This window comes from Amycolatopsis sp. NPDC050768 (genome assembly GCF_040654155.1).
Lineage (GTDB): Bacteria > Actinomycetota > Actinomycetes > Mycobacteriales > Pseudonocardiaceae > Amycolatopsis.
The window spans coordinates 146884-159942 of record NZ_JBFAHL010000002.1 but is presented as its reverse complement, the minus strand read 5'-3'; the positions used below and the strand labels follow the sequence as shown (position 1 = coordinate 159942).

Here is a 13059-nt window from a genome sequence, read left to right as displayed (position 1 = left end):
GGTCGTCGACCCGGCACCGCGCGTTCGTCCGTCGCAGGGCGTCAGCCGTCGAGCTGCGTCGCGTGGCGCAGGTCGTCGGCGGTGAGCAGGTTCGGGTCGAGCGCGACCTCGGTGCGCACCGTGAGCGCGGCGAGGATCGACTTGCGGACCCGCCGGCCGTCGAGACCCCGCAGGCCTTTGGCCAGCTCCGCGCGGAGATCGGCGTCCCGGGCGAGCGGCGTCAGGCCGGGCCACTGCTCGGCCAGCTCGGCCAGCGACGACGCCACGATCTGCTCGATGACCTCGTCGTCGGGCAGCGTGGTGTTCATGACCAGATCGGCCCGCGAGAGCACCGCCTCGTCGACCGCGTCGACGAAGTTGGTCGTGGCCACGAGAACCAGGTGCGGGCACTGCGCGCGAAGCTGGTCGAGACCGGACAGCGCAGCGTCCGTCGCGCGGTGCACGTCGACCGGGTTGGTCTCGAACGACGCCGAACTCCGGCGTACGGCCAGAGCTTCGACCTCGTCGATCAGCACCACGGTGTGGGGTCTCCGCGCGGCGATCTCGGGCAGGGTGTCGAGGAACAGCCGCGAGACGGCCCGCTGGCTTTCGCCGAGCATGTCGCTCGGGAACGCGTGCGGGTCGACCTCGACCAGCGTCGTGGCGCCACGCGGGGCCATTTTCCGTGCGGCGGCCTGCGCGAGCCCCTGCGCGAGCGTCGTCTTTCCCGTACCCGGAGGGCCGGCCAGCACGATCAGGCCGTGCGGCGCGCCGGAGAGCCCGCTCAGCAACCGGCCCTGCCGCAGGACGAGCAGCGCGGTGCCGAGCAGCCTCTCCTTGGTGCCCGCCGGCACGATCATCGAGTCCCACGGCCCGTCGTGGTGGTCCGAGGGGAGCGCGTGCAGTCCGACGACTCCGGGCGGGAGCGTCCGCTCGCTCACGGCCAGGACGGCCGGTCGAGGGCGGGCCACACGACCGTGTTGACGTCGCCGGCCTGGGCATCGCGGATGTGGTCCGGCGGCTCTTCGAAGAGCACCGCGGGATCCATCAGCGCCCGCATCGTCTCGAGCAGGCTGTCGAACATGTGGATGCGCACGACCCGCGCGGTGTTCTCCGCGGAGTCGTTGAAGTGCTGGTGCCACAGGAAGTGGTCGACCACGATCAGGTCGCCCTTCTTCCACGGGTGGTTCTCCCCGCCCTCGGGTTCGGTGCCGAGGTAGGAGTGGCCCTCGCCTTCGAGCACGTACAGCCAGGCCTCGCCGGCGTGCCGGTGCATCGACTGCCGGCGGCCCTGGCCGATCTCGAACATCGCCATCGTGATACCGGAAGCCTGGTACCCGATGGCGCGGTCGAGGAGGAAGGTCGTGCGGGTGCCGCGCGGGGTGTTGAGCATCTCGAGCTCGTCCCAGTCGGTGTGGAGCCGACCGCTGCGGCGCTTCTGCTGCTCCTTGCCGAGACGGCGCAGACGACGGGCGTACGCGTCGTCTCCCTGCACGTCGGGAGCGCTGAACTCGGGCCGGCCCGGGAGGTTCTCGAACGGCTCGTGACCGCGGTCGTCGAGGACCGACATGCCCATCGTGGCGAGCAGCGGCTCGCTGGAGAACGTGAGGTAGCGGAACGTCTCGTCGCCGTCGTTGCCCGAGCGGTGCCACGCCCACGCCGGGATGTGGGCCGAGTCGCCGGGGGCGACGGTCACCCGCTCGCCGTCGACCTCGAGCCAGCCCCGGCCGCCGACGCCGAGCACCATGGCGTCCCAGGAGTGCCGGTGGATCGTGGTGACGACGCCGTGGTCGACCTCGTGCACGAGGGCGTCGATGGAGCGGGTCGGATTGTCGCCGTCCTCACCCATGTAGACGCCGGTGCGCATGCCCCGCGCAGTCTGCTCGAGTTTGACGTCCTCGCCGCGGATGACCGTGCGGTGGTTGTCGCGCCAGTCTTCGAGGAACTTCGCCCGCCGCGCTTTCTGCTGGTGATAGTGGGTGGTCTTCGTCGTGGTCTTCGTCGACACCGAGCCTCCAGATTGGCCGGACCATTTTACCTTTCGCATTGTGGTCCGCCGGCCGCCCTGCGGCAAGCGTGGACTTTTGGTCATACCATCAGGCATTATGGCGGGCATGAAGGTCGCCGAGGTCCTGCGCAACCGCGACTTCGATTTCTACTGGGGCGGCGTCGTCCTCTCGCAGATCGGCAGCCGGGGAACGATCGCGGCCAACCTTTACCAGGTCTACGAGCTCTCCGGTTCGGTGGCGCAAACCGGGCTGGTGGGAGCCGCGCAGGTCGTGGCGCTGGTGGTGCTCAGTCCCCTGGCCGGCGTCTACGCGGACCGGGTGGACCGGCGCAAGCTCCTCCAGTGGTCGCAGGCCGTGGCCATGGTCGTGGCGCTCGCGCTCGCGGCGACGAGCTTCGCCGGCCACGTCGACGTCGTGCAGGTGGTCGGCTCGGTCGTGCTCACCACCGCGGCGGCCAGTTTCGACCAGCCCGCCCGCCAAGCCCTGATCCCGGCCCTGGTCCCACGGGCGCAGCTGCCGCAGGCCTTCGCGTTGCTCAACCCTTCCCGAGAGCTCGCCGTGCTCCTCGGCCCCGCGCTCTCCGGTGTGCTCATCGCCGTCAGCGGGCCAGGCCTGATGTACGCCGTCGACGCGGTGACCTACCTCCTGCTGATGGTCACCCTGGCGCTGCTGCGGATCCCGCACCTGCCGGGGTCGGGCGAGCACATCACGCTGCGCGAGCAGTTCGTGGAGGGCGTCCGGTTCGTCCTGGGGAGACGGATCGTGTGGCAAATGGTGCTGCTCGACCTGGTGGCGACGGTCTTCGCGGCCTACCGGGTCCTCCTGCCCACGCTGGCGATCGACCGATTCCACCTGGGCGCCACGGCGTACGGGCTGCTCTCGGCAGCACCGTCGGCGGGAGCTCTCATCGCGACGTACACGGTCTTCCGGGTGGTCGCCCGCAGCAAGCGGCTCGGCAAGGTCCTCCTCGCTTCGACGATCGCGTACGGCCTTAGTGCCGTCCTGCTCGCCTGGGCCGCCGGGCTCGTCGTCGCGCTGGTCGCCTGCCTGCTGCTCGGCGCGTTCGACGCGATGGCCACGACGATCCGGCAGGCGGCGGTGCAGCTCGAGACGCCGGATTCGTTGCGCGGGCGGGTTTCCGCGATCTACCAGATGGCCTCACGCGGCGGCCCTGCTCTGGGCGACACCGTGATCGGTGGCGTCGCGGCGGCGGCCGGTCCCGTGCTCGCGCTGATGATCGGAGGGCTCGCGACCGCGGCCTTCGCCATCGCTCACTTCGGCCGGGCCAACCCGGTGCGCACCTACGCCGCGGCACGGGCCGAGGAGCCGACGCAGGCCTGATCTGCGGCCGACGTGGAGCGCGGGGCCCGCGGCCACGCGAGTGTGACGACTTCGCACAAAATGCCACATTCCGGTAGTGCGGATCCCCTGGCCGTGGTCTGATGACCTCCGCGATTCGCGAGGGAAGGTCGTGACCGTGAGGGGAAATCGGCGGGGATGAGCGACACCTGGCGCGTGCCCGGGTTCACCGAGGTGGACGTGCTCGGCATCGGCGGCTTCGGGCGGGTCGTGCTGGCCAAGCACGAGGCCTCGGGGCGGATGGCGGCGATCAAGTACCTGCGCGCGGAGTACCTCGCCGACGCGGGGATCGCGGACGGGTTCCGGCGCGAGGCATGGCTGTTGTCGGGCGTGCGGAGCCCGCACGTGGTCCGGCTCTTCGACTTCGTGGAGACGCCGGACGGCGCCGCCCTGGTCATGGAGGCCGTGCCCGGTGTGTCGCTGCGCGCGCTGCTGGCGACGGAGAACGTGCTGGCCCCCGAGTCCGCGCTGGCCATTCTGAAGGGCTCGCTGCTCGGCCTCGCCGACGCCCACGCGGCCGGGGTGGTCCACCGGGACTACAAACCAGGAAACGTGCTGGTGTCCCGCGAAGGCGAGTCGAAGCTGGTCGACTTCGGACTCGCCACTTTGGACGGCCACAACGGGCTGACGGCCGGTTCACCGTCGTACATGGCGCCGGAGCAGTGGTCCGGGCAGCCCGGGGTGCCCGCCACCGACGTGTACGCGGCGACCTGCGTGTTCTACCAGTGCGTCACCGGACAGGTGCCGTTCCGGGCGGACACGACCGAAGGGCTGCGCTCGCTGCACCAAGCGGCGCCGGTGCCCGTGGAGGCGGTGCCCGAGGCGTTGCGCCCCTTGATCGCGCGAGGGATGGCGAAGGATCCGGCGTGGCGGCCGGCCCGGGCTGATGCTTTCGTGGCGGAGCTGGAGATCGTCGCCCGCAAGGCCTACGGGAAGAACTGGGAGAAACGCGGCTGGAAGCGTCTGGCCGCGTCGGCCGCCGCGTTGACGGCGTTGACGCCCTTGGCGTTGCTGGCCACCGCCGGCACCGCCGCCGCACCGGTCGGCGCCGGCGCCGTGGCGGCCGGGGTCGGGGGTGGGGTCGGGGGCGGGGTGCCGGCCACGGGGACCGGGGTGGGCGCGACCGCGGTGATCGCCGGCAAGATCGCCGCCGCGGTGCTGATCGTCGGCGCGCTGGTCGCCGGGGGAGTGGCGATTTTCGGCAACCACGACGATCCGCCCGCGCAAGCGGCGGCGCTCACCGTCAGCCTGCAGACCACGTCGGGGCGGGACCAGGCCATGCCGGTCACCTACGACCTCCAGTTCCCGCAGGTGTCCGGCGGCCCCGATCCCGCGGTCCGGCAACGGATCAACGAGGCGTTGCGCGCCCCGGTCGACAAGCGGCTGAAGGCGATTCGTGACGGGGTGGCCGGCAATCGCGACCGGTTCCAGGAGGCCGGCGACACGGCCGCGGCGCACACGACGGCGCGGATCCTGTTGCAGACGCCGAGCCTGCTTTCCGTGCGGTACCAGCATGATCTCGACTCGGCCGTGCTGTCGCACCCGACCTGGCGGTTCCCCGAAACGACGACCGTCGACCTCGGCACGGGGCAGATCCTCGGCCCCCGGGAGGTGTTCCGGCCCGAAGTGCTGACCGCGGCCGGGATGAAGACGCTCACCCAGCGGCTCGAACCGCACACCAAGGACGGGTTCCGCCGCGAGCCGGGGGTCGGCGAGGAGGGCCGGAAGGTGGACATCGACGCCGCGAACAGCACCGCGGGCGGCGACCACGTGCCGGGCGCCGACTTCGGGTTCACCGAGACCGGGGTCCAGTTCGAGATCCTGTGGTACGAACTCGGCGCCAGCACGGCCGACGGGCAGGAGACCGTGACCTTGCCGTACGCCGAAATCGGCGACCTGATGCAGCCGAAGTTCCTGACGATGCTTGGCAAGCCGGCGTCGGCCTCGCCGCCACCGGCTTCGACCTCGCTCTCCCCGACGCCGTCGATGTCTTCTGTGCCCTCTACGCCCTCTGTGCCCTCGACGGGACAGTCCGCCGAGGGCCCCACGTACACGAACCCCCGGTTCGGTTTCACCGCGCTGATCTCCGAGAGCTACCTCGCGACCCCGTACGCCCCGCCGAACGGGGACGGGATGACGTTCACCAACTCCGATGTCGACGCGACGCTGACGGTGTGGGGCGCCAACTCGAACCAGTCCGCGGCCCAGGCGCTGGCCGGCGCGGTCGCCGAGGTGGAAGCGGGCGGCGGGCGAGTGACCTACCAGAAGGTCGAGGGCGACCGGTACTCGGTTTCCGGCTACCAGGGCGACGGCAAGATCTTCTACGAACGCGGGTTCACGGGATCCGCCTCGATGGCCGCGTTGCGCTGGGTCTACCCGCGTGAATACAAGGACCAGTTCGACGGGCTCGTCAGTTCGACGCTGGAAGGTTTCCGGCCCGGCGACCTCTCCCGGCCGCACTGACTCCCGGCTCTACGTCACGGGCCAGGCGCGCCGGGCGGTGACGTACAGCCGCGCGAGGGCGACCGGCAGGTCACGCGGATCGGCGATCACGTGGTACTCGTCGGGGTCGCACATCGTCCGCAGGTAGTCGCCGCCGGCCGGGTCGACGGTGATGAGGTACGGGCGGACGCCGGCGAGCCGGGCTTCGGCGAGCGCGCGCGTGGTGTCGGCGAGCGCGTAGTCGAGCACGGCGTCCTCGCCGTACCGCTGCCCGTAGTCGAGGTCGAACGGACGACCGTCGGAAACCAGCACGAGCAGCTTCGAGGGGGCGCCGTGCGTGGCGAGCCGGCGGGTGAGGTGGCGGATGGCCGGGCCCATCCGGGTGGTGTGCTGCGGCACGAGCCCGTCGAGCCGCCGCAGGGTTGCCGGCGTGCGCCGCTCGTCGAGGGACTTCACGACCGAAACCACGACGTCCTCGCGGCCGGTGCCGGAGAACCCGTAGATGCCGTAGCTGTCGCCGACCCGCTCCACCGCCTCGAGGAGCAACGCGACCGATTCCCGCTCCAGGTCGAGGATCCGGCGGATCCCGTCGTCGCGCTCGGGCAGGCGTTCGGCCGTCGACGAGCTGAGGTCCAGCGCGAACGCGACGGCCACCTCGCGGGCCACCGGTTCGAGCGCGCTGTACACGGCCTCGCCCGGCGTCCGTCCGGTCCGCACGTCGGCCATGGCTTCGACGCAGGCGTCGAGGTCGAGGTCGTCGCCGTGGCGCAGCCGCGTGCGCCGGCGGCGCCCGAGCGGAGCCATGCGTTCCAGCTGCGCGGTCAGCGCGGGCAGCAGCGCGCGGTTGCGCTTGAGCGCGTCGCGGTGCGTGCGGCCGCTGCGCCCCGAACGGGGCCGCTTCTCGCGCACCAGGCACCAGTCGGCCAGGTACTCCCCGGCGCGGTGGTCCCACTCCGGGTAGGCGAACTCGTGCCGTCCGTTCGCGTGGACGGGCCCGGTTTCCCCGTGGTGGTGGTCTTCCAGGTCGGGGCCGTGGTCGTGCGGCAGCGGCTCCGGCGGGCGCTGGACCGTCGTGACGTCGACCTGTCCGCTCTCGGCCGCCAGCGAGCGTTCGGTGAACTCGTCGGCCGCCTGGCTTTCCTCGCCGGTCATCCGCAGGATCGCCTCGGTGAGCGGCATGCCGGAAGCCGACAAACCGAGATACCGGGGACCGGGCACGTCGCGGTAGTGCACGGGCGCGAACCGGACGTCGAACACCTCGTCGCCTTCGAGTCGGAACTCCTGGCCCGGCAGCGTGAACCCGTCGTCCACAGCGGACTCGGTGAACGCGACCTCTTCGTCCGGCCCCGCCGCGGGCGTGAGGTTGGGCAGCCGCGCCAGCACGCCGTAGCAGCGGATCGCCGCCTCGGCCGTCGATTCCACAGTGGACTCTCGGTCGGCCAGTACCTTGGCCACGGCGGCCATTCGGGTGACTGCCGGATGCAGTGGCTGCGGCAGCCGGATCGAGGTGGCGCCGAGACTCAGCCGGACGAGCGCCTCGGCCGCGGCGGAGCGGGGCGGCAGCTCGGCGAGGTCCGGCCTCGTCGCCAGCTCGTCGTCGCGTACCCGCTCGTAGGCCGGTGCCAGACCGGGGAACAGCCGCAGGGCCGCGGTGTCCACGCGCAGGTCTTCGAGCACGGTGAACACCTCGACCGCGAGCGCCGTCCGGCCGAACAGGCCGGCGAAGCGGTCGAGCCCGCCACTCAGGCCGGCCGGGCGCAGCCGCCGGAAGAACGGCTCCGGCCGGTCGAGGGCGAGCTCGAAAGTCCCGAGTTCGTGGTGTAGCGCGCGGTGCGTCAGCGCCACCTGGTACCACGACGGTCCCGAGTGCACGTGCGACGGGAGCCGCACGGTCGTCGCGGTGTCGGGCCGCTGGCGAAGTTCGGCATCGTCGTCGTAGGGCACCAGTTCGCAGCCGCGCCCGCACAACGCCCGGTAGTACAGCGAGAGTGAGCCGGTCAGCGGCGCCAGCGCCGTCATGCCGCGAACACGGCGTGCGTCACCTGCCGGACGGCGTCCTGCACGTCCCGGTCGTCGCTGGTGGCCAGCACCAGCGCGAGATCGCACGCGCGCCGCGGTGCGACCCCGCGACCAATGAGCGCGCCGGCGTGGACGAGCAGGCGGGTGCTCGGGCCGTCGACGAGATCGGCGGCGTCGAGGTTGCGGATCCGGGCGCCGAGCGCGGCCAGTGCCTCGGCCACGTCCGCGGGCACGCCCGCTTCGTGCGCGATGATCTCGGCCTCCAGATCGGCGTCCGGGTAGCCGAACTCGATGGCGAGGAACCGCTGTCGGGTGCTCGGCTTGAGGTCCTTGCTCGTGACCTGGTAGCCCGGGTTGTACGACACCACGAGCAGGAAATCCGGGTGCGCCGCCACGGTGGTGCCGAGCCGTTCCAGCGGCAGCATTCGCCGGTGGTCGGTCAGCGAGTGCAGCACCACGGTCGTGTCCTTGCGGGCTTCGACCACCTCGTCGAGGTAGCAGATCGCACCCGTGCGCGCGGCCCGCGTCAACGGCCCGTCGAGCCACGTCGTGCCCTCGGCCGAGAGCAGGTACCGGCCGACGAGGTCGGCCGCGGTGAGGTCGTCGTGACAGGTGATCGTCACCAGCGGCTCGTCCGGCGGCGCCCCGATGCGCTGTTTCGCGATCTCCCACGCCATGTACTCGACGAACCGGGTCTTGCCGCACCCGGTGGGTCCCTTGAGCAGCACCGGGATGCGCTGGTCGTAGGCCGCGCGGAAGAGGTCGACCTCGTCGCCGGCGGGCAGATAGAACGGCGCGGTCACCGGGCGAACTCCCCGTTCTGCTCGCGGCGGATCCACGAGACCGGATCGGGTGCGTAGTCCCGGTGGTAGTCCCCGGGGTAGTTGATGCCCGGCACCGCGGGAATCCAGTCGTACTCCAGGTGGTGCGTGCCGCCGAGGCTGCTGGCGAGCCGCACCACGCGCTCGGAGTCGAGCGCCGTGATCCGGCCCTTGTCGATCAGCTTGACCCACTCGCCGGTGCTGCGCCGCCGGATCTCGTAGGTGGCGAACAGGTTGTGCACGTGGGGGAAGTGCATCGTCGGCAACTTGTTCTCCTTGGCGTAGGAGAGGAAGGTCTGGTCCCAGTGCTCGGCGCCGAAGCCGAAATGGATCACGCCGGCCTGCGCGCGCTCGGGCAGGTTCGTCCAGGAGTCGTTGTAGTTCCACAGGGTTTCGATCTGGCGGTAGCTCTTCGGGTTGGTGCCGATCGACGCGTCGTTGAAGTACGCCCAGCCCGGATAGGGGAAGCCGGGATAGCGCGTGTCCCGGTAGCGTTCCACGACCTCGCGCCACAGCTCGCCGTAGCGGCCGCCGCCCTCGATCTTCGTGATCATCCCCGATTCGATGGTCACCGACGCGTGCGGGAAGTATCCGGTGTGGTTGCTCGTCCCGCCGATCACGCCGTTGAGCGTGGGCATCAAAGTCTTCGCTTCGCGCAGGAAGGTCTCCGCCGGGTGGCCGAACCGGATGCCCTGGATCGTCGAGCCGAGGATGTGCCCCGAGATGTAGGCGCCCTTGGGCCACAGCTCCGCCTGCTGCGGCGTCACCTGCCAGCCGAGGTCCGTCCCTTCCGGACTCGTGATGCGGACCTCGGCGGCGTCGCGGAACGCGTCCACCACCATGAGGTCCACGGTCCGCCAGATCTCGTCGGGGATCCCGTTGGCGCGGGAGATGAAGTCCTCGTAGGTCGAGTACACCCAGTTGTTCCGGATCCGCTTGCCGGCGGCGCGTTTCCAGTGCGAGCGACCGGCTTCACCCGCGTAGACGCCGGTGTAACCGGGGCGATCGTCGAGGTAGCGCTTCAGCGCCGCCGCCGCGACGTTGAACTCGATGCCCTCTTCGATCATCGGCGGCAGCCGGTCGGTGATCTCCCGCCACCCCTCGGCCGCGCTGTAGGACTTCACCTCCATGCCGAGGTCGGTGACGTCGATCCGGTCGACCTTCGCGACGCCGATCTCCAGCAGCGCCTCGCGGATGGCCTGGAACACGAGCTCGTGCTGGTGCGGGAACGTGACGATCAGCAGCTCGTCGCCGGGCCGGACGTCGCCGAGTGCGGACCGGCCGTAGCGGCGCCGCACGTGCGCCCGCGCCAGCGGCATCAGCTCCTCGAGGTCGTCGGTGCGCTCCTGCAGGAGGTATCCCGGGAACCGCGGCGCCGGGTAGTCGAACCCCGGCAGCGGAGCGGGGACACCGGGAGCCTGCGCGGACAGGGGGTACGGGGCGGTCATCGGCGGCCGTGCTCCTCTCGGGTCAGTGTGCGGGCAGGACGATCGCGTCCTCGGGCTCGGGCTGCAAGAAGATCGGGTCGCCGTGGGCGAGGCCGACCTTCTCCTTGTAAACGCGGACCTTCAGCACGTCGTCGCCGAGCCGGACGTAGTAGTCCCAGCAGTCGCCGTGGTAGATGCTGAACTCCACGGTGCCTTTCCAGGCTTCGGCGTCGTGCTGCTTGCGGGAGAACCCGAAGCTCTCGGGCCGCATGAACACGCTGACCGCGTCGCCCGCGCTCAGCTCGGAGCTGCTGCTGCAGACCAGCCGGCCGGGCCCGACCTGCACGCACACGCCGGTCTCCAGCACCTCGGTGACGACGCCGGTGAGCGTGTTGGAGACCCCGAGGAAGCGCGCGGTGAACTCCTGCTGTGGCCGGGCGTAGATCTCCTGCGGCCGGCCGCGTTCGACGATCGAGCCGCTGTTCATCACGACCACGTCGTCGGAGACCGCGAGGGCCTCGTCCTGGTCGTGGGTGACGAACACCGTGGTGATGCCGAGCCGCTGCTGCACGGCGCGGATCTCGTCGCGCATCCGGTCCCGCAGCCCGGCGTCGAGGTTGCTCAGCGGCTCGTCGAGCAGCAGCACCTTCGGCTCGCGCACCAGGGCGCGGGCCAGCGCGACCCGCTGCTGCTGGCCACCGGACAACGCCGGGGCCGGGCGTTCGGCGAAGTCGGCCAGGCCCACGAGGTCGAGCGCGTCCAGCGCCTTCTTGCGCGCCGCCGCGGCGCGGATCCGGGGTTTGTTGACCCGCAAGGGAAACATCACGTTCTGCACCACCGACATGTGCGGCCAGATCGCGTACGACTGGAATACGATCCCGATCGGCCGGCGGTGCGCGCCGGCGAACACCCCGTTGCGGGGATCGGAAACGACCTTGCCGTCGAGCTCGATCGAGCCGGCGTCGGCGCGTTCCAGCCCGGCGATGAGCCGCAGCGTGGTGGTTTTCCCGCAGCCGCTGGGGCCCAGCAGGGTCACCAGCTTGCCCTCGGCGATCTCCAGGTCGATCCCGTCGACCGCGTTGGCGGCCACGGTCCGGCCCGGGAATCGTTTCGTCAGTCCGGTCAGCCTGATCATCTTCGGATCCCACTCTCCCGCGGGGGTTGTTGTCGGGTGTGCTCAGCTCTGATTCGCGCCCTGGATCCCGAAGCGGCGCCCGAGCAGCCGGACACCGGCGACGAGGATCGTCAGGAACAGCACCATCACCACGCCGAGCGCGGCGACCACCGGGTACGAGCCGTTGGAATAGAGGTCGTAGATGCTCACGGACACGACCTCCGACCCGGAGGAGTACAGGAAGATCGCCGCGGAGATCTCGCGGAACGCGACGATCATCGTGTACAGGAACGCGGCCAGCAGTGAGGGCATGAGAAGCGGGATGAACACCCGCCGGAACGTCTGGGCCCAGGAAGCGCCGCTCGCGGTCGCCGCCTCTTCGAGCTCGTCCTTGATCTGCGACATGCCGGGCACGAGGTAGCGCATCGCGTACGGCAGGCTGATCGTCACGAACGCGACGACCAGGATGGTCAGCGTGCCGTAGAGGTGCACGGGCAGCGGCGCGGCGAGGTACCAGTAGAGGATGCCGACGCCCATCACGATGCTGGGCACGGCGATCGGCACCGTCGCGAGCCCGTCGAGCAGCCCGCGGCCGAACACCTTCGTCTTCACCGTGAGGTAGGCGACCACGGCGCTGAGCGCGGTGACGATCACCGCCGAGCTCACCGCCGTGACGACGCTGTTGCGCACCGACTCGATCAGGGCCGGCTGCCGGAAGATCTGGGCGTAGTTGCCGAATCCCAGGTCTCCCAGCGCTTTCAGCGAAGGCGGTTCGTAGCCGGGCAACAGCGACGACCAGATCAGCATCGCCAGCGGCAGCACGACCGCGATGACGAAGAACAGGATGAACACGGCCAGTCCGGCCCAGCGCCACTTGCCCAGGTCCTGCACCGTCGAGCGGAACCCCTTGCCGGTGATCGTCTGCGTGGCCGAACGCCGGCTCAGCCGTTGCGACAGAATCAGCCCGATCGACGCGATCACCAGCACGAACACCCCGATCACCCCGACCGTGCCGTAATCCGCAGGGAACGCCTGCAGCGCGCTGTAGATCCGGCTGACGAACACGTACGTGTGGCCCGGCACGCCGATCAGCTGCGGCACCTCGAACGTCGAGATGGTCTGGATGAACATCAGCAGCGCGGCCGACAGGATCGCCGGCCGGGCCATCCGCAGCGTGATCACGCGGAAGGTGCGCACGGGGGAGGCGCCCGAGGCGAGCGAGGCCTCCTCCAGCGACGAGTCCATCGAGCTGAACGCCGCCGTGCCCATGAGGAACGCGACCGGCGCGACGTGGATGGACTGCACGAACACCATGCCGGCGATCGAGTAGATGTTGAATGTCGGGAGTCCCACCGACCGCAGGACGCCGTTGAGCGGCCCGCGTTCGGGGGAGAGCAGCAGGGCCCACGCCACCGTGTTGAGGATCCCCGGCACGATCAGTGGGACGAGCGCCGCCAGCTGCGCGAACGTCTTGCACGGGGTGTTGGTCCGGCTGACCAGCCACGCGAGCCCGAACCCGATCACCGTGCAGACGATCGCCGTGAGCCCGGCGTAGAGGAACGAGTTGAGCACCAGCGTGCCGAACCCGTCGGACGCGAAGGTCGTGGCGTAGTTGTGCAGTGTCCATGACGAAACGCCGGTGCCGAGGAACGACGTCTGCAAGCTGGCGTAGATCATCGTGCCGACCGGGACCAGCGCGAGGTAGGCCACCGCGATCGCCGCGATGGCGAGCGTGAGGTAGCGCGGCTGCAGCAGGGATCGCCAGGACCGGTGGCGCGAGGTCTTCGCGGACCGGCCGGTCTTGGTGGGTGCCGGGTCGCCGGGTCGGGTGTCCAGCAGGGTCATCGTGGGTCCTTTCGCCGGCGGGGTCCGCCACGGCCGTCAGGGGG

General features: G+C 70.6%; 9 protein-coding genes. 2 read left to right on the top strand and 7 right to left on the bottom strand.

The window, feature by feature from the left end; all coding sequences use genetic code 11:
* Positions 1 to 41: 41 nt before the first annotated feature.
* Both AB0H62_RS07910 and AB0H62_RS07905 read right to left on the bottom strand, forming a co-directional pair.
* On the bottom strand, positions 42 to 920 hold the full coding sequence (locus AB0H62_RS07910) for an AAA family ATPase (protein ID WP_360584844.1): 879 nt from the start codon (positions 918 to 920) through the stop codon (positions 42 to 44).
* Positions 917 to 1987 (bottom strand): cupin domain-containing protein, encoded by a 1071-nt coding sequence (locus tag AB0H62_RS07905; RefSeq protein WP_220242650.1) that lies wholly within the window; start codon positions 1985 to 1987, stop codon positions 917 to 919. Before AB0H62_RS07905 ends, AB0H62_RS07910 begins: the two co-directional genes overlap by 4 nt.
* 97 nt (positions 1988 to 2084) lie before the next feature.
* Here AB0H62_RS07905 and AB0H62_RS07900 point away from each other — a divergent pair, with 97 nt between their 5' ends.
* Both AB0H62_RS07900 and AB0H62_RS07895 read left to right on the top strand, forming a co-directional pair.
* Positions 2085 to 3329 carry an MFS transporter gene (locus AB0H62_RS07900; RefSeq protein WP_360584842.1) on the top strand — a complete coding sequence of 415 codons (1245 nt, stop codon included), beginning with the start codon at positions 2085 to 2087 and terminating at the stop codon, positions 3327 to 3329.
* Positions 3330 to 3485: 156 nt separating this feature from the next.
* Positions 3486 to 5810, top strand: a complete 2325-nt coding sequence (locus tag AB0H62_RS07895; RefSeq protein WP_360584840.1) for a protein kinase — start codon at positions 3486 to 3488, stop codon at positions 5808 to 5810.
* A 9-nt stretch (positions 5811 to 5819) separates the two neighbouring features.
* Here AB0H62_RS07895 and AB0H62_RS07890 read toward each other — a convergent pair whose 3' ends face one another.
* Genes AB0H62_RS07890 through AB0H62_RS07870 form a run of 5 tightly spaced genes read right to left on the bottom strand, consistent with a single transcriptional unit; the run spans position 5820 to position 13015 of the window.
* Positions 5820 to 7808 (bottom strand): VWA domain-containing protein, encoded by a 1989-nt coding sequence (locus tag AB0H62_RS07890; protein ID WP_360584838.1) that lies wholly within the window; start codon positions 7806 to 7808, stop codon positions 5820 to 5822.
* On the bottom strand, positions 7805 to 8611 hold the full coding sequence (locus AB0H62_RS07885; RefSeq protein ID WP_360584836.1) for a CbbQ/NirQ/NorQ/GpvN family protein: 807 nt from the start codon (positions 8609 to 8611) through the stop codon (positions 7805 to 7807). The genes AB0H62_RS07890 and AB0H62_RS07885 overlap by 4 nt, the downstream gene beginning before the upstream one ends.
* The gene (locus tag AB0H62_RS07880) at positions 8608 to 10077 is read right to left on the bottom strand and encodes a hypothetical protein (protein ID WP_360584834.1); all 1470 of its coding nucleotides are present in this window, start codon (positions 10075 to 10077) and stop codon (positions 8608 to 8610) included. Before AB0H62_RS07880 ends, AB0H62_RS07885 begins: the two co-directional genes overlap by 4 nt.
* 22 nt (positions 10078 to 10099) lie before the next feature.
* On the bottom strand, positions 10100 to 11191 hold the full coding sequence (locus AB0H62_RS07875; RefSeq protein WP_360584832.1) for an ABC transporter ATP-binding protein: 1092 nt from the start codon (positions 11189 to 11191) through the stop codon (positions 10100 to 10102).
* A gap of 42 nt (positions 11192 to 11233) precedes the next feature.
* Positions 11234 to 13015, bottom strand: coding sequence for an iron ABC transporter permease (locus AB0H62_RS07870; RefSeq protein WP_360584830.1), 1782 nt, complete (start codon positions 13013 to 13015; stop codon positions 11234 to 11236).
* Positions 13016 to 13059 lie beyond the last annotated feature (44 nt).